This window comes from Vibrio kasasachensis (assembly GCF_050337565.1).
GTDB lineage: Bacteria > Pseudomonadota > Gammaproteobacteria > Enterobacterales > Vibrionaceae > Vibrio > Vibrio kasasachensis.
This window is the reverse complement of sequence record NZ_JAKJTB010000010.1, coordinates 410,815-432,069: the sequence shown is the minus strand read 5'-3', so window position 1 is coordinate 432,069 and position 21,255 is coordinate 410,815. Positions and strand designations below refer to the sequence as shown.

The 21,255-nt window shown below is 43.4% G+C and carries 22 protein-coding genes, 1 tRNA gene and 1 rRNA gene; 11 read left to right on the top strand and 13 right to left on the bottom strand.

All coding sequences use genetic code 11. The features are described from left to right. Positions 1-181: 181 nt before the first annotated feature. The 3 genes from rrf (at position 182) to L4C38_RS06830 (ending at position 1,842) form a co-directional block, all read left to right on the top strand. Positions 182-297: ribosomal RNA gene (gene rrf, locus L4C38_RS06840) — 5S ribosomal RNA — on the top strand. Between the two features lie 94 nt (positions 298-391). Next, positions 392-468: transfer RNA gene (locus L4C38_RS06835), tRNA-Asp, on the top strand. 675 nt (positions 469-1,143) lie between these two features. Next, on the top strand, positions 1,144-1,842 hold the full coding sequence (locus tag L4C38_RS06830; protein ID WP_428796778.1) for a DedA family protein: 699 nt from the start codon (positions 1,144-1,146) through the stop codon (positions 1,840-1,842). An 87-nt stretch (positions 1,843-1,929) separates the two neighbouring features. On the opposite strand, the gene L4C38_RS06825 is transcribed toward L4C38_RS06830, so the two are convergent. Further along, on the bottom strand, positions 1,930-3,213 hold the full coding sequence (locus L4C38_RS06825; RefSeq protein WP_428796777.1) for a cation:proton antiporter: 1,284 nt from the start codon (positions 3,211-3,213) through the stop codon (positions 1,930-1,932). A 171-nt stretch (positions 3,214-3,384) separates the two neighbouring features. Between L4C38_RS06825 and metH the strand changes: the two genes are divergently transcribed. Then, positions 3,385-7,065: a methionine synthase gene (metH, locus tag L4C38_RS06820; RefSeq protein WP_428796776.1), complete on the top strand. Its 3,681-nt coding sequence runs from the start codon at positions 3,385-3,387 to the stop codon at positions 7,063-7,065. A gap of 73 nt (positions 7,066-7,138) precedes the next feature. On the opposite strand, the gene mgtE is transcribed toward metH, so the two are convergent. From mgtE to L4C38_RS06760, 12 genes are all read right to left on the bottom strand, one after another. Next, positions 7,139-8,494: a magnesium transporter gene (gene mgtE, locus L4C38_RS06815; RefSeq protein ID WP_428796775.1), complete on the bottom strand. Its 1,356-nt coding sequence runs from the start codon at positions 8,492-8,494 to the stop codon at positions 7,139-7,141. Positions 8,495-8,701: 207 nt separating this feature from the next. Continuing rightward, positions 8,702-8,980, bottom strand: a complete 279-nt coding sequence (locus tag L4C38_RS06810) for an HPr family phosphocarrier protein (RefSeq protein WP_428796774.1) — start codon at positions 8,978-8,980, stop codon at positions 8,702-8,704. Positions 8,981-8,983: 3 nt separating this feature from the next. Continuing rightward, positions 8,984-9,847, bottom strand: coding sequence for an RNase adapter RapZ (gene rapZ / locus L4C38_RS06805; protein WP_428796773.1), 864 nt, complete (start codon positions 9,845-9,847; stop codon positions 8,984-8,986). An 8-nt stretch (positions 9,848-9,855) separates the two neighbouring features. Then, positions 9,856-10,302: a PTS IIA-like nitrogen regulatory protein PtsN gene (gene ptsN, locus L4C38_RS06800; RefSeq protein ID WP_428796772.1), complete on the bottom strand. Its 447-nt coding sequence runs from the start codon at positions 10,300-10,302 to the stop codon at positions 9,856-9,858. A gap of 2 nt (positions 10,303-10,304) precedes the next feature. Continuing rightward, positions 10,305-10,592, bottom strand: a complete 288-nt coding sequence (hpf, locus tag L4C38_RS06795; protein WP_428796771.1) for a ribosome hibernation promoting factor — start codon at positions 10,590-10,592, stop codon at positions 10,305-10,307. Between the two features lie 23 nt (positions 10,593-10,615). Then, a complete protein-coding gene (locus L4C38_RS06790) occupies positions 10,616-12,076 on the bottom strand; it encodes an RNA polymerase factor sigma-54 (protein ID WP_428796770.1) in 1,461 nt (486 codons plus the stop codon). Positions 12,077-12,119: 43 nt separating this feature from the next. After that, positions 12,120-12,845 carry an LPS export ABC transporter ATP-binding protein gene (gene lptB / locus L4C38_RS06785; RefSeq protein WP_428796769.1) on the bottom strand — a complete coding sequence of 242 codons (726 nt, stop codon included), beginning with the start codon at positions 12,843-12,845 and terminating at the stop codon, positions 12,120-12,122. A 2-nt stretch (positions 12,846-12,847) separates the two neighbouring features. After that, entirely contained in the window at positions 12,848-13,345 is a 498-nt protein-coding gene (gene lptA, locus L4C38_RS06780; protein ID WP_428796768.1) for a lipopolysaccharide transport periplasmic protein LptA, read from the bottom strand. Further along, on the bottom strand, positions 13,326-13,889 hold the full coding sequence (gene lptC / locus L4C38_RS06775; protein WP_428796767.1) for an LPS export ABC transporter periplasmic protein LptC: 564 nt from the start codon (positions 13,887-13,889) through the stop codon (positions 13,326-13,328). The genes lptA and lptC overlap by 20 nt, the downstream gene beginning before the upstream one ends. Then, complete coding sequence (gene kdsC, locus L4C38_RS06770; RefSeq protein WP_428796766.1) at positions 13,886-14,443, bottom strand: 3-deoxy-manno-octulosonate-8-phosphatase KdsC; 558 nt, start codon at positions 14,441-14,443, stop codon at positions 13,886-13,888. The genes lptC and kdsC overlap by 4 nt, the downstream gene beginning before the upstream one ends. After that, positions 14,443-15,408, bottom strand: a complete 966-nt coding sequence (locus L4C38_RS06765) for a KpsF/GutQ family sugar-phosphate isomerase (RefSeq protein WP_428796765.1) — start codon at positions 15,406-15,408, stop codon at positions 14,443-14,445. The genes kdsC and L4C38_RS06765 overlap by 1 nt, the downstream gene beginning before the upstream one ends. 19 nt (positions 15,409-15,427) lie before the next feature. After that, complete coding sequence (locus tag L4C38_RS06760) at positions 15,428-16,393, bottom strand: calcium/sodium antiporter (protein WP_428796764.1); 966 nt, start codon at positions 16,391-16,393, stop codon at positions 15,428-15,430. 235 nt (positions 16,394-16,628) lie between these two features. Between L4C38_RS06760 and mlaF the strand changes: the two genes are divergently transcribed. From mlaF to murA, 7 genes are read left to right on the top strand one after another with little or no spacing between them, the layout of a single operon-like run. After that, complete coding sequence (gene mlaF / locus L4C38_RS06755; protein WP_428796763.1) at positions 16,629-17,426, top strand: phospholipid ABC transporter ATP-binding protein MlaF; 798 nt, start codon at positions 16,629-16,631, stop codon at positions 17,424-17,426. Further along, positions 17,423-18,214: a lipid asymmetry maintenance ABC transporter permease subunit MlaE gene (gene mlaE / locus L4C38_RS06750; RefSeq protein WP_428796762.1), complete on the top strand. Its 792-nt coding sequence runs from the start codon at positions 17,423-17,425 to the stop codon at positions 18,212-18,214. The genes mlaF and mlaE overlap by 4 nt, the downstream gene beginning before the upstream one ends. A gap of 2 nt (positions 18,215-18,216) precedes the next feature. Beyond that, entirely contained in the window at positions 18,217-18,702 is a 486-nt protein-coding gene (gene mlaD, locus L4C38_RS06745) for an outer membrane lipid asymmetry maintenance protein MlaD (RefSeq protein ID WP_428796761.1), read from the top strand. A gap of 2 nt (positions 18,703-18,704) precedes the next feature. Then, on the top strand, positions 18,705-19,340 hold the full coding sequence (locus L4C38_RS06740) for an ABC transporter substrate-binding protein (protein ID WP_428796760.1): 636 nt from the start codon (positions 18,705-18,707) through the stop codon (positions 19,338-19,340). A gap of 2 nt (positions 19,341-19,342) precedes the next feature. Then, positions 19,343-19,654: an STAS domain-containing protein gene (locus L4C38_RS06735; protein ID WP_428796790.1), complete on the top strand. Its 312-nt coding sequence runs from the start codon at positions 19,343-19,345 to the stop codon at positions 19,652-19,654. 9 nt (positions 19,655-19,663) lie between these two features. After that, positions 19,664-19,918 (top strand): BolA family iron metabolism protein IbaG, encoded by a 255-nt coding sequence (ibaG, locus tag L4C38_RS06730; RefSeq protein ID WP_428796759.1) that lies wholly within the window; start codon positions 19,664-19,666, stop codon positions 19,916-19,918. A 9-nt stretch (positions 19,919-19,927) separates the two neighbouring features. Further along, positions 19,928-21,193 (top strand): UDP-N-acetylglucosamine 1-carboxyvinyltransferase, encoded by a 1,266-nt coding sequence (gene murA / locus L4C38_RS06725; RefSeq protein WP_428796758.1) that lies wholly within the window; start codon positions 19,928-19,930, stop codon positions 21,191-21,193. Positions 21,194-21,255 lie beyond the last annotated feature (62 nt).

The following is a 21,255-nucleotide window of genomic DNA, read 5'->3' as shown; positions in this document are numbered from 1 at the left end:
ACGTTGATAGGCAGGGTGTGTAAGTGCTGCGAGGCATTGAGCTAACCTGTACTAATTGCCCGTGAGGCTTAACCATACAACACCCAAGGGGTTTTGTGGACTCAATGCAAGAACGATTGAATGTGTATTAGAACTTTACTCTCTATTTTAGAGAAACCAGCTTTCCGAATTAAAGAATTTGCTTGGCGACCATAGCGTTGCGGACCCACCTGACTCCATGCCGAACTCAGAAGTGAAACGCAATAGCGCCGATGGTAGTGTGGGGTCTCCCCATGTGAGAGTAGGACATCGCCAGGCTTGATTACTTGTTTTTAGATTTTAAAAAATCTAAAGGCAAAACTAGATAAAGCAATCTAACCATAAGACTTTATTTAGTAAAAGATACCGCTGCGGAGTGGTAGTTCAGTTGGTTAGAATACCGGCCTGTCACGCCGGGGGTCGCGGGTTCGAGTCCCGTCCACTCCGCCATTAATCGTAAAGCCCTGCTAGCAATAGCAGGGCTTTTTCGTATGCCTAGAATTTGTACTGTACTGAAGGCTGCTTTATAGAATTGCACCTTATCAGCTTATTCTGACATGCTATGTCCACGCATTTTTGTCTAAATATTGTTCGTTGATTATTACGATAGATGATCGCTATTGAACTTATTGTCCAGCAACGTTAAAACCCACATAAGATTATTGTTCTCGCCAATTACGGCTGAACGAATGTGTAGGAAGTCGTGTTGCGATTTATAGGAATACTATCAGCAGTTTGCCTTACTCTATTGTTTTCAAATGCAATGGATGACGGACTATTGTCCCGTGATCTCAGTACCCAAAGTGGTTCGCAAGACCCGATTGATAAATTAACTTTTAGTGTTGAAGCTGAGCGCTATGACAATCCCTTGCATACGAGAAGCAGTCGCTACTTATATAAACCTGCTGAGCGACAAAATCCGTCGATGCCTTTCCTTCCAGTTAATGACTCAATTTATGCGAATTCTAATCGACGATCGTCGTTATATTATCGCGAGTCAGAGGGTGATACCGATTCTCGAATTAAGAGACATTATGAGTCCAATTTGATCTATCGATTCATTCATAGCCGCCATACCAGCGTTTTGGCTAGTGTATGATTTTAATTGGTTTATGAGGTAATAAGATGTTGGATTCAATTTTTGATGTTTTGATGGCGCTGTGGCATCAAGACTTTACGACTTTAATGACACCGGGTAGTGCAGCGATGGTTTACGCTGTTGTCGGTGCATTGATATTTCTTGAAAGTGGCTTTATTCCGGCTGCTCCATTCCCGTGTGATAGTGTTGTGGTTCTATCTGGCACGTTAGCGGCTGTTGGTGTACTTGATCCAATTCTTGTTCTCGTTCTTATTACAACCTGTGCGGCGGTGGGTAGTTGGGCCGCTTACGTGCAAGGACGTTGGTTAAACCGTTTGCCGAAGGTCCAAGGCTGGGTTAAAGCTGTACCACAGAAGAGATTGCAGCAAGTTGACGTGCTTTTGGGTAAGCATGGTCTTGTTGCTCTTTTTGCTGCGAGGTTTGTACCCGTTGTTCGTTCTCTACTTCCGCTGATGATGGGTATGCGAGAGAAAACAGTGAACAAGTTTCATTACTTCGCGTGGTTGAGCGCTTTTTTATGGACTCTTTTACTTTGCTCTTTAGGTATGTTGCTTCCGATGTTACCTGAGCATATTAGTAAAGTGGTTACTATGGGTTTAATGGCGGCTCCTATCATTACTCTTGCTACGGCTCTTTTAGGTTTTGGTTCGGTTCAAGTACGTAAAGCATGGCAAGAGCAGCAGGCAAAGAAATTAAAAGCAATGGCAGATAAAATTGATCATTGATCGCTTGATAGAGTTTTTTGATTACCATGATTCAAAAGCTAATTGAACTCTTCAGATCGAAAAGGCAGCCGTTCGGCTGCCTTTCTATTATTGATTCCGATCTATCTCTGCGCGCTTCGCTTTTTCTATAATTGGAGTGATAGTTGAGCCTTGGATAAGGATGGAGAACACAACAACTGAATAGGTCATCACAAGGATGATCTCTTTCACGTCGATCAGTTTATCCGGAATAACCCAAATCCCCGCAGGAATCGATAGTGCCATTGCTAAAGCCAATCCACCGCGTAGACCACCCCATGTAAGAATTCTTATTGACCAAGGGTTATAGCTACGGTAACGTTTGAATCCAATATAAGAGCAGAAGACACTGAGATAGCGAGCGGTAAGCACTAATGGAATCGCAAAAGCCATTAAAATAAAATCTTCTTGATGGAATTTAAATAACAACATCGACATGCCGATCAACAAGAATAATAAGCCATTCAAAAATTCATCGACTAACTCCCAGAAATTATCTAAATGGTCCTCACTTTCTTTAGAGAAACCAATGTAGCGAGTCCAATTACCGATCATTATGCCTGAAACAACCATAGCTAATGGTCCGGAGACATGAAGATAGTCTGCAAAAGCATAGCCAGCGGTAGGAATGCCAATAGTTAACAGAAGTTCCATTGAGTGGTCATCAGTAGCGCTGATAAGATAATGGAACACTAAACCTAGCACTAAGCCATAGGCGATACCGCCAATCGCTTCTTGTATAAATAACAAAGTGACGCTGCTGACTGTTGGAGCTTCTGTACCAAATGCAATGGTGTAGATGGTGACGAAAATAACTAAGCCAAATCCGTCATTAAATAGCGATTCACCTTCAATTTGTGTTGAGATGCGCTTGGGCGCGTTAAGTTTTTTCACAATGGCTAGGACGGCGATGGGGTCTGTCGGAGAGATTAAAGCGCCAAAAAGTAGGCAGTAAACTAATTCAAAGTGGATATCGACTAGTTGGCAAAATCCATAAAGGACAAAACCGATAAAAAAGGTCGAGAATAGTGTTGCCCCTAGTGCCAAGACGGTTATTTCCCACCTTTGATCTTTCAAGTTGGGAAGTTTAATGCCCAATCCGCCTGCGAAAAGCAAAAATCCAAGTATTCCTTTCAACAGAAAATCTTCGAAGTTAATGCTGGCAATTGTATCCGAAGCGATCGCCGTTAACTCGAACCAATCATTTTGACCCGCAATCAAGATAAGAAGCGACAGCATCATTGACCCGCCGGTAATTGCGATGGTCGTTTGCATTTTTCCTATCTTGCTGTTTACAAAAGCAATGAGCATTGCTGCGGCGGATAAAAAACAAAGAGTGTAGTAGACGGACATGATGCGACTCTTGTGTAACAAAGTATTACTAAATAGTCTGTGCTTAAGCACAAAAAATGGCAAACACTATTTCTGTGGACTTACGTCATGATCTTGGTGGTTTTGGACGTCTAGACTCCTTTTGTTTCTGTGATAGGATGGAAGGAACAACTAAAGGAATGAGGCTGTATTGTGGGAAGCATGTTAAGACAACAGATAGTAGCACAGCTTAAGCAACGTATTATGCTGATCGATGGTGGCATGGGCACCATGATTCAAGACTACAAACTCGAAGAACAAGATTATCGTGGTGAGCGATTCGCTAGCTGGCATTGTGATCTTAAAGGGAACAACGATCTGTTAGTTCTAACCCAGCCAAAGTTGATTAAAGATATTCATATTGCTTATTTAGAAGCCGGTGCCGATATCCTCGAAACCAATACGTTTAACTCTACCACTATCGCCATGGCTGACTATGACATGGAAAGTCTAAGTGATGAGATTAACTTTGTGGCGGCTAAATTAGCCCGCGAAGCTGCGGATGAATGGACAGCTAAAAATCCGGAGAAACCTCGTTATGTCGCAGGGGTACTTGGTCCAACAAACCGTACTTGCTCTATCTCTCCTGATGTAAACGATCCTGGTTATCGAAACGTATCATTTGATGAGCTAGTTAAAGCTTATTCTGAGTCAACTCGAGCACTGATTAAAGGTGGATCAGACCTTATCCTAATTGAGACAATTTTTGATACTCTCAATGCCAAGGCGTGTGCCTTTGCTGTTGATAGTGTATTTGAAGAGCTCGATCTCGAATTACCAGTGATGATCTCCGGCACGATAACTGACGCATCTGGACGAACGCTTTCTGGGCAAACAACGGAAGCATTTTATAACTCTCTTCGCCACGTTAAACCTATTTCGTTTGGCTTAAACTGCGCCCTTGGTCCTGACGAACTGCGTGAATACGTTAATGAGCTTTCTCGTATTTCAGAATGCAATGTGTCAGCACATCCTAATGCAGGCTTACCTAATGCCTTTGGAGAGTATGATCTTTCTCCTGAAGATATGGCAGAACATGTAAAAGAATGGGCGGAAAGTGGCTTTCTCAATTTGATTGGTGGATGTTGTGGTACAACACCAGAACACATCCGTCAAATGGCGCAAGTAGTCGAAGGAGTTAAACCTCGCCCATTGCCAAAGATTCCTGTTGCTTGTCGTTTATCCGGATTAGAGCCGCTAACGATAGCAAAAGAATCTCTCTTCGTTAATGTTGGTGAGCGAACCAACGTAACGGGATCTGCTCGTTTCAAACGATTAATTAAAGAAGAACTGTACGATGAAGCATTAAGTGTTGCCCAGCAACAGGTAGAGAGTGGCGCTCAGATTATCGATATCAATATGGATGAAGGCATGCTCGATGCTGAAGCTTGCATGGTTCGATTCTTAAATTTATGTGCGTCAGAGCCTGAAATATCTAAAGTACCGGTGATGGTTGACTCTTCTAAATGGGAAGTTATTGAAGCGGGTCTTAAATGTATTCAAGGCAAGGGAATTGTTAACTCAATATCGTTGAAGGAAGGCAAAGAAAAATTTGTACAGCAAGCCAAGTTAATTCGTCGCTATGGCGCGGCTGTTATCGTGATGGCTTTTGATGAAGTAGGGCAAGCTGACACGCGAGAGCGGAAAATTGAAATATGTACCAACGCCTATAATATTTTGGTTGATGAAGTTGGTTTCCCAGCAGAAGACATTATTTTTGACCCAAATATTTTTGCAGTCGCAACTGGGATTGATGAACACAATAATTATGCGGTTGATTTTATTGAAGCCGTTGGGGATATAAAGCGAACGCTACCTCACGCCATGATCTCTGGCGGGGTATCGAATGTTTCGTTTTCTTTCCGCGGAAATAATTATGTTCGTGAAGCGATTCACGCGGTCTTCCTTTACCACTGTTTTAAAAACGGTATGGATATGGGGATCGTTAATGCTGGTCAGTTAGAAATTTACGATAACCTACCAGAAGATCTAAGAGATGCAGTTGAAGATGTAGTTCTTAACCGTCGTGATGATTCGACAGAGCGCCTGTTGGATATGGCGACGGAATATTTAGAGCGAGCGGTAGGAAAAGTTGAAGATAAATCAGCTTTGGAGTGGCGCACGTGGTCCGTAGAAAAACGACTTGAACACTCATTAGTCAAAGGCATAACGGATTTCATTGTTGAAGATACCGAAGAGGCTCGTGTTAACTCCGCTCGTCCTATTGAAGTTATTGAAGGTCCATTAATGGACGGAATGAACGTTGTGGGCGATTTATTTGGTGAAGGAAAAATGTTCCTCCCCCAAGTGGTGAAATCTGCACGAGTAATGAAACAAGCGGTGGCGCACTTAGAGCCGTTTATTAATGCAACCAAAGATGCTGGCTCGAGCAATGGCAAAATCCTATTAGCGACAGTAAAAGGAGATGTTCACGACATAGGTAAGAATATCGTGGGTGTCGTTCTCCAGTGTAATAACTACGAAATAATCGATCTTGGGGTTATGGTCTCTTGTGAAAAAATTCTCAAGGTAGCCAAAGAAGAAAACGTAGACATTATTGGGCTGTCAGGGCTGATCACGCCATCATTAGATGAAATGGTTCATGTTGCGAAAGAAATGGAGCGACAAGGTTTTGACTTGCCTCTTTTGATTGGTGGCGCAACAACATCTAAAGCCCATACTGCGGTTAAAATTGAACAGAATTACAAAAATCCAGTGGTCTATGTCAACAATGCTTCTCGCGCAGTAGGTGTTTGCACTTCACTACTTTCTAGTGAACTACGTCCGCCATTCATCGAGAAACTGGATGCCGATTATGTTCGAGTGAGAGATCAGCATAATCGCAAGAAGCCACGTACCAAGCCGGTGACTTTAGAAGTCGCACGAGCAAATAAAGTTGAAATTGATTGGGACAATTACACGCCTCCTGCACCAGCGAAGCCAGGTATTCATGTGTTTGACGATTTTGATATGGCAACTCTACGTAATTATATCGATTGGACGCCATTCTTTATGACTTGGTCTTTGGTCGGAAAATACCCGACTATTTTTGAGCATGAAGAAGTGGGTGAAGAAGCGCAGCGTTTGTATAAAGACGCTTGTGATTGGCTTGATAAAATTGAGCGCGAAGGATTACTCAAGTCTCGTGGTATCTGTGGTTTATTTCCGGCGGCTAGTATTGATGATGATATTGAAGTGTATACCGATGAATCGCGTAGTGAGGTTGCTAAAGTTCTGCATAATCTTCGTCAGCAAACGGAGAAACCTAAAGGTTACAACTATTGCTTATCGGATTATATTGCCCCGAAAATCTCGGGTAAAAAAGATTGGATAGGAGCTTTTGCCGTCACTGGCGGTGTCGGTGAACGAGAGTTGGCGGACGAGTTTAAAGCTAAAGGTGATGACTATAATGCCATCATGATCCAAGCGGTTGCCGATCGTTTGGCTGAAGCATTTGCTGAATACTTACATGAACGCATCAGAAAAGAGATTTGGGGATTCTCTCCGGAAGAAAAGCTCACTAATAGCGATTTGATCCGAGAGAAGTATCAAGGGATTCGTCCGGCACCAGGATACCCTGCATGCCCTGAGCACACTGAGAAGGGGGCAATATGGGAATTACTCAATGTTGAACAAGCCATTGGCATGTCTTTAACAAGCAGTTATGCAATGTGGCCGGGTGCATCAGTTTCAGGTTGGTATTTCTCACATCCAGATTCTCGTTATTTTGCTATTGCTCAGATCCAAGAGGATCAAGCTCAAAGCTATGCTGATCGTAAGGGGTGGGATCGGTTAGAAGCTGAAAAATGGCTCGGTCCAAACTTGAATGGTTAACTGCATAAAGTAAAAGGCGCTGTTTTCACAGCGCCTTTTAAATATAAGTATTCTTGGCAGGAAGCCATTTATGCTAAATCAATATCGTAGCTAAGCCTAAGAAGACTGATAAACCAACTACGTCAGTGATTGTGGTTAGTGCCATACCGCCAGCAAGAGCTGGGTCGATATTCATTTTTTTGAGTATTATTGGAATGGTAACGCCGGCCACACCCGCGACTAATAGGTTAGTCATCATTGCGGCTGAAATAATGCCACCAAGCATCCAGTTGCCTTTCCAAGCCACCACGATACCACCGATAATGAGTGCCCACAGCACGCCATTCAAAAAACCGATAGCGGCTTCCTTCATTAATAGTTCACGCTTGTTGGCGTCACCGATATGACCTAATGCTAAACCTCGGATCACCAAAGCTACGGTTTGGTTACCAGCAACCCCGCCCATTGAAGGGACGATTGTCATCAATACCGCAATAGCGGCCATTTGATCCAAAGTGGCTTCGAACATGTTTGATACTGACGCAGCAGCGAGTGCCGCAAGTACGTTAGCACCAAGCCAAATGCTGCGCTTACGCGCTGATTTTACGACAGGTGCGAAGGTATCTTCATCGTCATCCAGACCAGCCATACTCATCATGGAGTGTTCGGCATCTTCGCGGATGACATCAACCACATCATCGATGGTGATACGACCAACGAGCAGTTGGTTTTCATCAATGACTGGAGCTGATACCCAGTTTCGGCGCTCAAATAGACTCGCGACATCAGAGTCACTCATGGTGACTTCGATAGCATCGTCGGCGTCTTCCATTACTTCTGCAACTCTAACGTCAGGTTGTGTCGTTAGCACAGTGGTCAATGATAGTTCGCCGATTAAGCGATTTTCTTCATCAATGACGTAAAGGGCATCGGTTGCTTCTGGTAGTTCGCCTCGCATACGCAAGTAACGTAGAACGACGTCAATATCGACATCACCTCGAATGGTGATAACGTCGGTATTCATCAAGCTACCAGCACTGTCTTCCGGGTAGGCAAGTGCGGTTTCAACACGTTTACGTTCTTCCGCGTCCATCTGTGACAGGACTTCTCGGGAAACGTCATCTGGTAGGCTTCGCAGTACGTAGGCGACATCATCGATGTCCATGCCTTCTGTTGCTTCTGCGAGCATTTCCGGTGCCATTCTTGACACCAGATCATCTTTTACATCTTCACTCAGTTCATCGAGGATTTCACCGTAATCTTCAGGGTCGGTCAGTTGCCAAAGAACTTCACGGCTTTTACGCGGTGATGCTTCTAATAGATGAGCTATATCTTCGGGTTCCATGTCTTGCAGTTGGCGGCGGACATGGACAAAGCGACCATTTTCTAAGGCTTCGGTAATTTCTTGGAGGGCTTGGTGAGCTTGATCGAATTCTATTTGCTCGGCCATTTATTCCCCCTGACTTCTATAGGCTGACAATATTTTGAATAGTAACTTAATTTTACAACTTGTTTAATAAGATAGTGTTAAGAAAAACAATTCTTGCTGTGAAATGATTTTTCACAGCATTATCCAAGTTGAAAAATAGTCTTTAGTGGTGATGCTCAAAGTGTCATGAAAGGGATGCCGACCAATTTGCGACAGAAAAAATCAATGTTACTCGTCCTCATCGAATTTGTGTTCGATAAGTTGACATACTGCATCCAAAGCGCTGGTGGCATCGTTGCCCTCAGATAATATTGTCACGTGTTCGCCTTGAGCAGATTCGAGCATTAATAGCCCCATAACACTATCTGCTGTGGCGGTTTTCCCTTCGTGGCTTTGAATGGTGAGTATGGCATCAAATGATTGAGCAAGCTCCACCAATTTGACGGCAGCACGAGCATGTAGCCCCAAGCGGTTTTGAATTAGGACAGTTTTGCTCTCTTGCTGCATGTATTAATCCTTTAAGTTTTTTTCTAATGAGGTGTGGCGGATCTGAACTTGATGACCTAAGTCGGCAAAGTATTGTCCAATTTGTTGGGTTAGGTAAACAGAGCGGTGTTTTCCACCAGTACAACCAATTGCAACGGTTAGATAGCTGCGATTGTTTTTTTCTAATAGCGGTAACCAATGCTCAATAAATTTTTGCACCTGCAGTTTTAGTTCCACCACTTCTTGATGGCTTTCTAAAAAAGCGCGAATAGGTGCGTCTAACCCAGTTAATGGTCGCAAGTCTGGTTCCCAATGTGGGTTTGGTAAAAAGCGCACATCGAATACGTAGTCAGCGTCACTTGGTAGACCATATTTGAAGCCAAACGACTGAAATACCATAACAAGATCTTTACGTTCACGACCTTCAACTCGACGGCGGACGGTTTCACTCAATTCGTGTAATGATTGATTACTGCTGTCGATGATTAGATCAGCATTCTCTTTAAGTGGAGAAAGAATGCCTTTTTCTCTTTCAATCGCTTGTTCGAGGGATGTATTTTCTTGGCTCAGTGATAATGGGTGAATACGGCGTGTTTCACTGTAGCGCTTAAGTAGCGTGTCTTTGTTGGCGTCTAAAAAGAGCACACTAACATCAGTTTCTTGCTTGAGCTTAGATAGTACATTGTTTACCAGAGTTGGTTCCTCGGGTAAATTGCGAATATCAATGCTTACTGCAACATTCTGTTTGCTACCTTGAATTGATTGAACAAAAACGTCCAATAAATTGACAGGAAGATTGTCTACACAGTAGTAGCCCAAATCTTCAAGCACCCGCAATGCGACACTTTTCCCAGCCCCAGACTGACCACTTACTACGATTAATCGCATATATGTGACTACCTGTTGATCATGATATCGAACAGCTCTTGATCAGATTGCGCTTTACGCAATTGCTTTAGGATCTGCTTGTCATTAAGACGTTCAGCCATACATGAGAGTGTTTTAAGATGCTCTTTACATTGTGCATCAGGCACTAATAGAGCAAACAGTAAATCAACTGGACGGTTATCGATAGCGTCAAATTCAATGGGGCTTTCGCACTGTAATAGTACGGCAACTGCTTTGTCGCTTGAGTGCATACGGGCATGAGGAATGGCGATGCCATTTCCAATACCTGTACTGCCCATTTTTTCTCGGCTAAGCATACATTCGAATAGTTCGGTAGAGTTTTGTCCAGTTTGCTCCGCAACGATTTCACTGATCATTTCTAGAGCTCGTTTCTTACTAGTACATTGGACCGCACTTTTGGTGCAGTCCAATGTTAGGATTTCGCTAAGTTGCATAGTTAATGACTGTTCAGTTTTTCTTTGTGCTTGTTTAGCTGCCTAACCAGTTTGTCGGTTAGAGAGTCGATAGCGGCATACATACTTTCATCGTCTGCTGATGCGTGTATTTCGCCTTGATTTATGTGAAGGGTTGCTTCTGCAATATGACGAAGCTTTTCAACTTTGAGCACAACATGAATACTGTTGATATGTTCAAAGAAACGCTCAAGTTTTTGAAACTTTTCATTTACGTAATCTTGCATTGAATCTGTAAGATCAACGTGATGGCCATTAATATTGATTTGCATAGACTTTCCTTCTCGGTTGCTGCCTATAGTAGGCGTTTACGCTGACTTGAAGGGGCAATGCCCAGTGATTCTCGGTATTTGGCTATTGTCCGTCTAGCCACCTGAATCCCTTGGTCAGCGAGTAGAGCTGCAATCTTGCTGTCGCTTAACGGTTTCGCGGCATTTTCTGCCGCTACAAGCTTCTTGATAAATGCTCGAATCGCAGTCGATGAACATTCTCCACCATTGTCAGTACTGACATGGCTAGAGAAGAAGTACTTCAATTCAAAAATTCCACGCGGAGTGTGCATATATTTCTGTGTGGTGACGCGTGAAATGGTCGATTCATGCATATCCACATCAAGAGCTACATCATTGAGAACCATTGGTTTCATTGCTTCTTCGCCATACTCGAAGAAATCTCTCTGATGTTCAACAATACACTTGGCAACTTTGAGCAGAGTCTCGTTTCTGCTCTCTAAGCTTTTAATTAGCCACTTTGCCTCTTGCAAATTGGTGCGAATGTACTGACTGTCTGCGCTATTTCCTTTACCCATCGCGGCGTACTGTTGATTGACTTTCAATCGTGGTATCGAGTCAGGGTTGATCGTTACAATCCACTTACCATGGTCTTTGAATACAGACACATCTGGAACTACGTATTCCGCATGTTCAGTAGAAATACGGCTACCAGGGCGTGGGTCAAGCTGCTGGATCAGTTTTATTACTTCACGAAGATCGGCTTCCTTGAGCTTAGTTTCTTTTATGATCAGTTTGTAGTCACGATTGCCCAGTTGGTCGATATGATCAGTTAATACCAATTTGGCTTCATTGAGCCATGGTGTGTCTTCTGGGTAAGTGGCAAGTTGAAGTAATAAGCAATCTTGTAGGTTTACTGAAGCAACACCAAGTGGGTCAAACTGTTGAATACGCTTGCGTACCGCTTGAATCTCATCCAGTTCAATGTCTTCATTATCAAAACTGTCTAAGATATCTTGTGGTGAAATGGTTAAATAACCGTAGTCATCAGTCGCATCGATAATTGCGAGAGCGATAGTACGGTCCGTTTCACTAAATGGTGTGAGACCAAGTTGCCAAAGTAAGTAATCGTTGAGAGATTCGGTGGTTTCACCTTGGTAGACCGGAAAATCATCATCTAGAGCAATACCTGTACTACCAGAGTTTGCGCTGTAGACGTCATCCCAAGTGGTATCAATTTCTAACTCAGAGCTGATCTCTGATTTTTCAATTAACTCTGAGCTATCTGGAAGCTCTACTTCTGAGACTTCCAAGCTAGAGTCTTTTTCCTCATTCGCGGTTTTCTCATCGCTGGTGGACTGTTCATCATTGCCTTCCTCAACCTCTAATAGTGGGTTGGAATCCAGAGCGTCTTGGATTTCTTGTTGAAGATCTAATGTAGACAGTTGCAACAAGCGAATTGCTTGCTGTAATTGTGGCGTCATCGCCAACTGTTGTCCTAGCTTGAGCTGTAATGAGGGTTTCATGCAGTAATAGGTGCCTTATAAAGTTCTACAGACTTTTTATTAATCATAGTCGGAATTGTTCACCAAGATAAACTTGCTTAACTTGTTCGTTGTTAAGTACGTCTTCTGGCGTTCCTTCTGCAATCAAATGTCCTTGGCTCACGATGTAAGCTTTTTCACATACATCCAGCGTCTCTCGAACGTTATGGTCGGTTATCAATACGCCTAAGCCACGATCACGTAGATGTTCGATGATTTTTTTAATATCGATTACCGAAATAGGATCAACACCAGCAAATGGTTCATCTAGTAAAATAAACTGAGGGTTTGCAGCTAGAGCGCGTGCAATCTCGACACGTCGACGCTCACCGCCTGATAGTGCCATACCTGCGCTTTCACGTATGTGCTGAATGTGGAATTCCTCTAATAAATCTTCCAATTTATCTTGGCGTTCTTCACGAGAGAGCTCTTCGCGCGTCTCAAGTACCGCCATGATGTTGTCTTGAACTGACAATTTACGGAAGATAGAGGCTTCTTGAGGCAAATAGCCAATACCCATTCGAGAGCGGCTATGCATTGGTAAGATACTGATATCTTGCTCGTCAATGCTAATGGTACCTTCATCGCGAGCAACTAAACCTACGATCATATAAAACGACGTTGTTTTACCTGCGCCGTTAGGTCCTAATAGCCCGACTATTTGTCCCGATTCGACAGCTAAGCTTACGTCAGAGACAACTTTTCTGTTTTTGTAGCTCTTTGCTAAATGTTCAGCTTTTAAAATAGCCATAATTATTCTTGTACTGATTGTGGCTGGAGCACGGTAGAAACTCGATCGCCTTTTTGCGTGCCATCAGCAATCAGTTTCTGTGATGAAATTTGATAACGGATGTGATTACCACGAATTTCGCTATCATCTTGCGCCAGCATTGCTTGGTCAATCATCGTTAGCTGATCATCGCCGACGTTGTAATAAAGTTCTTTAGCTTCGCCATGCAACGTTTTGCCATCATCAGTTAACTGAGAGAATGTCGCAAGACTACCGAAGCCATCAATTTTTTGAATTGAGCCATCATCTTTGTCGCGAGTGACCACAATTTTGTCAGCATTGATATTAATACTGCCTTGCTTGAGTTTCACATCCCCAAGGAAAGTGACTTTATTGCTCTGCATATCAAGCTGCTGACTGTCTGAATCAATATACACAGGTTGGTCACGGTCCGTAGACAACGCCAATGCTTGTGTTGAAGCAAACAAACAGGTAATTAAACTAAGGTGTGAGAGTTTCATATCTGCCTTGTACATGTTTGTATAATGTCGCGGTATTTTCAGCGAGATTTCCTTTCATCGCTTGACCGACGGTTTCAAACTTAGGACCAACCAAGGTGACTTGGTTATCTGCCCAAAAATCGCGATTATCTAACTGAATGCTTAGAGTGTCAGTTGATAAAGTATCAAACCCAGAGTCAGGTAGTAAATTTTTACCCAGTACGTTAACTTGCAGTACCAAAATGTGGTCTTTAGTGAGCACACCACGGTCAGCGGTGATTTCCCATTCTTGTATATCACCTTGTTGGTAAACTTTCAGAACTGGTTTATCAAAGAGTGTTTCGCCGTTGCTGGCGTAGTTGTCCAACCGTTCAGATGTAATGACATAGCTGCGCACCCCTTGTTCATTATACGAGGTGTTTTTAAGAACCGTACCGGTAAAAACAGGCAGTTCAATGTTTGGCTCTACTTGTATATCGTAGCTGGTTTGTTCGCGCATCAAGTAATAACCGGAAGCGGCGATGATGACAGTCAAAACCAAATATCCGATACGAGAGAGGCTCATATACTTAAACCTTTATGCACATCTAGTTCGTCTCGAGCTTGTAGAATTAAATCACAAACCTCACGCACAGCGCCATGTCCACCGCGAATGGTAGTGATATAATTTGCTCGCTGTGCAAGTAGCGGGTGTCCATCAGCGACACAAACTCTCAGCGCTACTTTTTCCATTACCGGCCAATCAATTAAATCATCACCGATATATCCAGTGTGCTCCGGTGCTATATTGAGTTTTTGACAAATGTCTTGATACGCTTTTACCTTGTCATCTTGACCTTGGTAAATCAGAGTGACACCTAGTGCCTTCATGCGGTTCTCAACAATTTGTGAACGGCGACCAGTAATAATGGCGATTTCAATTCCCGCATTCATGAGTGACTTTACGCCATACCCATCACGGGTGTGGAACGTTTTTAGTTCTTCACCATTGTTGCCCATATAGATTAGACCATCAGAAAACACACCATCAACATCGCAGATCAATAGCTTGATCTGTTTGGCGATTTTAATTGTTTCAAAGTCTACCTGACCGTAAAGGGTGGCAACTTTTGCCGTCATTACATTACTCCAGCTTTGAGTAAGTCGTGCATATTCAACGCACCGACTACCTGATTTTCTTGGCAAAGCAGTAGTCCATTGATGCTTTTCTCTTGCATTAAGTTTACGCCTTCTGCGGCAAGCATATTAGGGCATGCAACAGAGGGATTTTTTGTCATCACCTCACCGATAACTGTAGTATGAATATCTACACGCTTATCTAAAATACGACGTAAGTCGCCATCGGTGAAGATGCCTTGCAGCTGATGGTTGCTATCTACAACCGCCGTCATGCCTAAACCTTTTTGGCTTATTTCCAGCAGAGCATCACGGATAAGAGTATCAGGCGATACCAACGGTAGTGCATCGCCGGTATGCATGATATCTGATAATTTTAGCAATAACTTGCGCCCTAATGCGCCACCTGGGTGCGATAGGGCAAAATCTTCAGCAGTAAACCCACGTGCTTGCAGTAGTGAAACCGCAAGTGCGTCGCCCATAACAAGCGTTGCTGTGGTGCTTGATGTTGGGGCTAAACCGAGTGGGCAGGCTTCTTTCGGTACTGTGATCTGTAGATGAATATCGGCTAATTTTGCCATGGTTGAAGCTGGCTTGCCTGTCATACTAATGATGGTGATTCTTAGTCGTTTTAATACAGGGAAGAGAGCAAGGATTTCATTGGCTTCCCCCGAGTTCGATATCGCTAATACGATATCACCCGGTTTGACCATTCCAAGATCACCATGCGCAGCCTCACTCGGATGGACAAAGAATGCAGGGGTACCGGTACTAGCAAATGATGCGGCTATCTTATTGCCGATATGACCAGATTTACCCATGCCCATGACAACCACTTTACCATTGTTATTATTTAGGATGGTTTCGCATGCCTTGGCAAAACTATCATCGAAATATTGGTCGAGTTGTTTTAGTGCTTCTACTTCAGTATTGAGCACGTCTAACGCAGCAGCGCGGTAGTCAAACATATGAAATTCCTGCATTTAATTAAGCGGTCATATTGATAATCAAGTAGCTTTGGTAAGCTATGAAAACGACGAAGAGGAAAGCCCCTTCAAAACGATTTATGCTGCGAGACTTACCTAGCGCCATGGCTACCAGAAGTAGCGACACGCCAAGCATTACCCAAAAATCCCGCCCCATCGCAAATTCACTGAGTATTGATGGGTTAAGAATACCTGGGATCCCCATTACAGCAAGGATATTAAAGACGTTAGAGCCGATGATATTGCCTACAGCCATATCATCTTCACCTTTCATCACGCCTGCAACAGAAGCGGCAAGTTCCGGTAGGCTTGTACCGACCGCGATGATGGTAAGACCGATAACCAAATCGCTCATGCCAAAGTATTTGGCTATAACAACCGAGCTATCAACTAGAACACTGGCGGAAAGGGGTAAGACTAACAAGCCAATGACGACCCAAATACCAGCTTTCAGATTGCTGACCCCTTGCGGCACCTCAGCTTCTTGTTCATCCAAAAGAATATCGCCATTTTGTTTCTCTTTCTGGCTGATACGCAGCATTGCGAGAATAAAGCCAGTAAACAGTACAAAAAGTAACACACCTTCTTTAAAGCCAAGGTGGTTATCCCACAATATCGCACCAGCAATGACAGTGACGGCAATCATCAAAGGTAATTCGCGACGTAGTACTGCAGAGCTAATCGAAAGTGGTTTTATTAATGCAGTAATACCTAGAATTAAAGCAATGTTGGCAATATTTGAACCCAATACATTACCCACAGCTGTATCGGTTTTACCGTCAAGCGCGGCTGTTGCGGATACCATCATTTCTGGGGCAGAAGAGCCCATGGCCAGAATAGTCATACCGATGACAAGTGGAGAAATACCGAAGTTTCGAGCAAGTGCGGCGGAACCAAACACTAATCGGTCGGCACTCCATACCAAGAATATAAGACCGACTATAAGGAACGCTACAGCTTCGAACATGATATTTCCCAACTTATCTATAAACTGAACAATTTAACCGCCAATTTTGACGTGTTGAGGTATAAAAGGGAAGCTGAACATTGAAATATTTGTTGCACATTATGTAATTATAGCGGTGCCTTACACGGTAGCGCTTGATCTAAGTGCTTCACAATTAATTGAACAGTGCTTTTAATTCGAGGGTGATTTGGCTTATGATTGCCCGTTATAGAAGGATTCTGACAACGAGTATCTCATGTCATCAAGTGATTTGGTTACAGTTAACAATTTAACGTTCTCTCGTGGAGAACGGGTGATTTTTGACCGTGTAAACCTGCATGTTCCCAAAGGTAAAGTGACCGCTATTATGGGGCCATCAGGGATAGGAAAGACAACGCTACTGCGACTGATTGGTGGGCAAATTGCTCCTGACAGTGGCGAAGTGCTGTTCGATGACCATAACATCCCTGCATTAAGCCGCCGCAAGCTGTATCAAGTAAGAAAAAAAATGAGCATGCTATTTCAATCTGGCGCTCTTTTTACCGATCTTACTGTGTTCGATAACGTAGCGTTTCCATTGCGCGAACATACACAACTCGACGAAGAAATCATCCACACTTTGGTATTACTTAAGTTGGAAGCTGTTGGTCTACGTGGCGCGGCACAATTGATGCCAAACGAGTTATCTGGTGGTATGGCTCGCCGAGCAGCATTAGCGCGTGCAATAGCTCTAGACCCAGAACTCATCATGTACGATGAGCCGTTTGTCGGACAAGATCCAATTACTATGGGCGTCTTGGTTGAATTGATTCGAAATCTGAACCAAGCCTTAGGCGTGACATCAATTGTCGTTTCTCATGATGTACCGGAAGTGATGAGCATTGCTGATTGGGTTTATATCCTTGCTAATGGCAAAGTCATTGCTAGTGGTACACCAGATGAACTGCACGCAAATCCAGACCCGCAAGTACAGCAATTCTTGTTAGGTTATGCTGATGGACCAGTGCCATTTAGTTACCCTGCTAAATCAATTGCAGAGGATCTATTTGAATGAAATCCAACCTAATTGAATTTGTGGCTGCAACTGGTCGTCGCTCTATGGCGGTAGTTGAAGTCTTTGGTCGAGCCAGTCTAATGCTGTTTAGTGCGCTGGCAAGTCGACCGCAACCGATCAAAAATGCCCCGTTATTAATTAAACAACTTTACAGTGTGGGTGTGCAGTCCATGCTGATTATCTTTTTATCTGGTCTGTTCATTGGCATGGTTCTGAGCCTCCAAGGTTATGTGATTTTGGTCGATTTCGGAGCTGAAGGTGCACTTGGTCAAATGGTGGCACTATCGTTACTGCGAGAGCTCGGACCGGTTGTCACGGCATTATTGTTTGCAGGACGAGCAGGTTCCGCACTAACCGCTGAAATTGGATTGATGAAAGCAACAGAGCAGCTTTCATCTTTAGAGATGATGGCAGTAGACCCACTCAAGCGTGTTATAGCACCTCGTTTTTGGGCTGGTGTAATCTCAATGCCTTTATTGACGATGATATTCATGGCTGTCGGTATATGGGGCGGACAACTCGTTGGGGTTGATTGGAAAGGGATTGACCATGGTAGTTTTTGGTCAACTATGCAGGCTTCAGTCGATCTTGGTCAGGATATTGGCAATAGCTTTATTAAAAGCTTAGTGTTTGCCATTACAGTGACTTGGATTGCGCTCTTTAATGGATACGATGCGATTCCTACTTCGGAAGGCATCAGCCGTGCGACGACTCGTACGGTAGTACACTCTTCTTTGGCAGTACTTGGACTAGACTTCGTACTGACCGCATTGATGTTCGGGAATTAAAAATGCAACAGACACGTAAAACAGAATTATGGGTAGGTAGCTTCGTTTTAGCGGGAATTTGCGCAGTATTGATTATGATTTTTCAAGTCGCTGACGTAAAAGGCATCGGTTCAAACGATACTTATACTTTAAGTGCTGAGTTTGACAATATTGGTAGCTTAAAAGTACGTTCGCCGGTGAAAGTCGGTGGGGTTGTTGTTGGTCGAGTTACTGCGATTAACCTTAATCAAGAATCTTTGTTGCCTGTTGTGAAAATGGCAGTTAATAGCCAGTTCAACCAATTCCCAGAAACATCAAGTGTAAAAATACTAACCTCTGGATTAATTGGTGAACAGTATATTGGTTTAACTCCCGGTTTTGTATTTGACGATGAGCAAATGCTGGTGGATGGTGACTATATTGAAGATACTAAGTCAGCGTTAGTGCTAGAGGATTTGATCGGACAAGTTCTTTATAGCGTCGGCGGCGGCTCTGAATCTGGAGAGTAAAAATGTTGAAAAAATTTGTGACTTTGATTTGTGTGCTGTTGCTGCCTTTCGCGGCGACAGCTGCTGACATTGATAAGACCCAGCCATACGCTATGATGACGCAAGTATCAGAAATAGCATTTGCGCGTTTGAAAGCAGAACAAAGTATTATCAAAAAAGATCCCAATCATCTCAAAGTGATTGTGGAGGAAGAGTTGATGCCTTATGTGAATCATAAATACGCAGCACTCAAACTTCTAGGCCCCAGTTTAAAAGGTGCTAAACGAGCCGATGTGAATGAGTTTATTGTGGCTTTTCGTGGTTACTTGATCGCTTCATATGCCCAAGTGTTGACTCAGTACACAGATCAGGAAATTGAATTTGAACCAAAGAAAAAACTGGATTCAAGTAAAACAATTACTAGTGTTAAAGTGGACATCGTTGATACGCCGCGTCCAAACATTAAACTAGAGTTTAAGTTACGCCAAGATAAGAAAACTGGCGAGTGGCAAGTATTTGATATGATCGCTGAAGGTATCAGCTTACTTTCAAGCAAGCAGTCAGAATGGAACGGTAAATTGCGTCAAGATGGGATCCTAGCTGTTGCGGCTGATCTTGAAAGATTAGCGGCACAACCAATCCGTTTCGAGGCTAAGTAATGATTGTTCACAATCAATGGTTGCAGGTCGATGAGAATCATAGTGCTCTTAACGGTGTGCTTAATCGCGATTCTGTACCTGAGTTGTGGAATCAACTTAAAGCATGGCAACCTCAACAAGCGTCACTAGAAGTGAGTTTAGCGAATGTTGAGCGGTTTGACTCTGCTGGTATGGTGATGTTGATTCATCTTTTAGAGCATGCAAAAAAGCGAAACTGTCATATAATGCTCAGCTTCGTGCCAACGCAACTCAGCACTTTGCTGGCATTGAGCAATGTAGACAAATACATTGCTGAGCACATTAAGACTAATTAGAGGTAATTTGTGGATAGCGCAAAAGTACAACAGATATTAAACGAAGCACTAAATCTAGAAGAGCTACACGTAAAGGGCGAGGGTAGCCATTACGAAGTGATCGCTGTTGATGCTTGTTTCGAAGGAATGAACCGCGTTAAGAAACAACAAACAATTTATGCGCCGCTTATGGAGTATATCCAAAAAAATGACATCCATGCTCTTTCTATCAAGGCATACACGCCGGAAGAATGGGCTCGTGATAAGAAATTGATGTCGCTGTAAGGTTTAGTAATGGAAAAATTTCGAGTAACTGGTTCTAAGCAGCCATTAGTGGGCGAAGTCACTATTTCAGGTGCTAAGAACGCCGCCCTTCCAATCCTTTTTGCTTCTATTTTGGCGGAAGAACCTGTTGAGGTAACTAACGTACCTCATCTGCGTGATATCGATACTTCCATGGAGCTACTAAAGCGACTTGGTGCCAAAGTAGAACGAAATGGTTCAGTTCATGTCGATCCAAGTAGCATTAATGAATATTGTGCTCCTTATGACTTAGTAAAAACGATGCGAGCTTCAATTTGGGCTCTCGGTCCTCTTGTTGCTCGTTTTGGTCAAGGTCAAGTATCACTACCGGGTGGTTGTGCCATTGGTGCACGCCCTGTGGATTTGCACATCCATGGCTTAGAGCAACTTGGCGCAACAATCACTCTTGAAGATGGTTATGTCAAAGCGTCTGTTGATGGTCGCCTGAAAGGCGCGCATATTGTGATGGATAAAGTGAGCGTTGGTGCAACGATCACTATTATGTGTGCCGCAACATTAGCGGAAGGTAAAACGGTTTTAGATAATGCAGCGCGTGAACCTGAAATTGTTGATACTGCCGATTTTCTAAATACGCTAGGTGCAAAAGTCACTGGTGCTGGCACTGATACTATCACTATTGAAGGTGTTGAGCGCTTAGGTGGTGGTAAGCATGCTGTGGTTGCAGACCGTATTGAAACTGGTACCTTCTTAGTTGCAGCAGCTGTTTCTGGCGGTAAAGTAGTATGTCGTAATACACATGCCCACTTATTAGAAGCTGTGTTGGCGAAGCTTGAAGAAGCGGGTGCGAAAGTTGAGACTGGCGAAGACTGGATATCGGTTGATATGACAGACCGCGAGTTGAAGGCCGTGACTATTCGTACCGCGCCGCACCCAGGTTTCCCTACTGATATGCAAGCACAATTTACTCTGCTGAACATGATGGCGAAAGGTGGTGGTGTGATCACCGAAACCATCTTTGAAAACCGTTTCATGCATGTACCTGAGTTGAAGCGTATGGGGGCTAAAGCAGAAATAGAGGGTAACACTGTTATCTGTGGAGACGTAGAGTCTTTAAGTGCCGCGCAAGTGATGGCGACGGATTTACGTGCATCAGCGAGCTTGGTGATTGCTGGCTGTATTGCTCAAGGCGAAACCATTGTTGATCGTATTTATCATATCGATCGTGGCTACGATAAAATTGAAGATAAGCTATCAGCATTGGGTGCCAATATTGAGCGCTTTCGTGATTCAAATTAAGAGTAAATAGCTTTTAGCTAACAAATGTAAGCCGAAACTTAGGTTTCGGCTTTTTTATGGCC

What these genes read in the sequence shown, in the direction of transcription:
- L4C38_RS06830 (WP_428796778.1), top strand. Translation starts at nt 1,144, where the DNA reads ATGTTGGATTCAATTTTTGATGTTTTGATGGCGCTGTGGCATCAAGAC.
- L4C38_RS06790 (WP_428796770.1), bottom strand. Translation starts at nt 12,076, where the DNA reads ATGAAACCCTCATTACAGCTCAAGCTAGGACAACAGTTGGCGATGACG.
- L4C38_RS06765 (WP_428796765.1), bottom strand. Translation starts at nt 15,408, where the DNA reads ATGTTTGACTACCGCGCTGCTGCGTTAGACGTGCTCAATACTGAAGTA.
- mgtE (WP_428796775.1), bottom strand. Translation starts at nt 8,494, where the DNA reads ATGGCCGAGCAAATAGAATTCGATCAAGCTCACCAAGCCCTCCAAGAA.
- murA (WP_428796758.1), top strand. Translation starts at nt 19,928, where the DNA reads ATGGAAAAATTTCGAGTAACTGGTTCTAAGCAGCCATTAGTGGGCGAA.
- L4C38_RS06760 (WP_428796764.1), bottom strand. Translation starts at nt 16,393, where the DNA reads ATGTTCGAAGCTGTAGCGTTCCTTATAGTCGGTCTTATATTCTTGGTA.
- ptsN (WP_428796772.1), bottom strand. Translation starts at nt 10,302, where the DNA reads ATGCAACTTAGCGAAATCCTAACATTGGACTGCACCAAAAGTGCGGTC.
- mlaE (WP_428796762.1), top strand. Translation starts at nt 17,423, where the DNA reads ATGAAATCCAACCTAATTGAATTTGTGGCTGCAACTGGTCGTCGCTCT.
- mlaF (WP_428796763.1), top strand. Translation starts at nt 16,629, where the DNA reads ATGTCATCAAGTGATTTGGTTACAGTTAACAATTTAACGTTCTCTCGT.
- lptA (WP_428796768.1), bottom strand. Translation starts at nt 13,345, where the DNA reads ATGAAACTCTCACACCTTAGTTTAATTACCTGTTTGTTTGCTTCAACA.
- lptB (WP_428796769.1), bottom strand. Translation starts at nt 12,845, where the DNA reads ATGGCTATTTTAAAAGCTGAACATTTAGCAAAGAGCTACAAAAACAGA.
- kdsC (WP_428796766.1), bottom strand. Translation starts at nt 14,443, where the DNA reads ATGACGGCAAAAGTTGCCACCCTTTACGGTCAGGTAGACTTTGAAACA.
- L4C38_RS06740 (WP_428796760.1), top strand. Translation starts at nt 18,705, where the DNA reads ATGTTGAAAAAATTTGTGACTTTGATTTGTGTGCTGTTGCTGCCTTTC.
- L4C38_RS06825 (WP_428796777.1), bottom strand. Translation starts at nt 3,213, where the DNA reads ATGTCCGTCTACTACACTCTTTGTTTTTTATCCGCCGCAGCAATGCTC.
- hpf (WP_428796771.1), bottom strand. Translation starts at nt 10,592, where the DNA reads ATGCAAATCAATATTAATGGCCATCACGTTGATCTTACAGATTCAATG.
- L4C38_RS06810 (WP_428796774.1), bottom strand. Translation starts at nt 8,980, where the DNA reads ATGCAGCAAGAGAGCAAAACTGTCCTAATTCAAAACCGCTTGGGGCTA.
- mlaD (WP_428796761.1), top strand. Translation starts at nt 18,217, where the DNA reads ATGCAACAGACACGTAAAACAGAATTATGGGTAGGTAGCTTCGTTTTA.
- rapZ (WP_428796773.1), bottom strand. Translation starts at nt 9,847, where the DNA reads ATGCGATTAATCGTAGTAAGTGGTCAGTCTGGGGCTGGGAAAAGTGTC.
- lptC (WP_428796767.1), bottom strand. Translation starts at nt 13,889, where the DNA reads ATGAGCCTCTCTCGTATCGGATATTTGGTTTTGACTGTCATCATCGCC.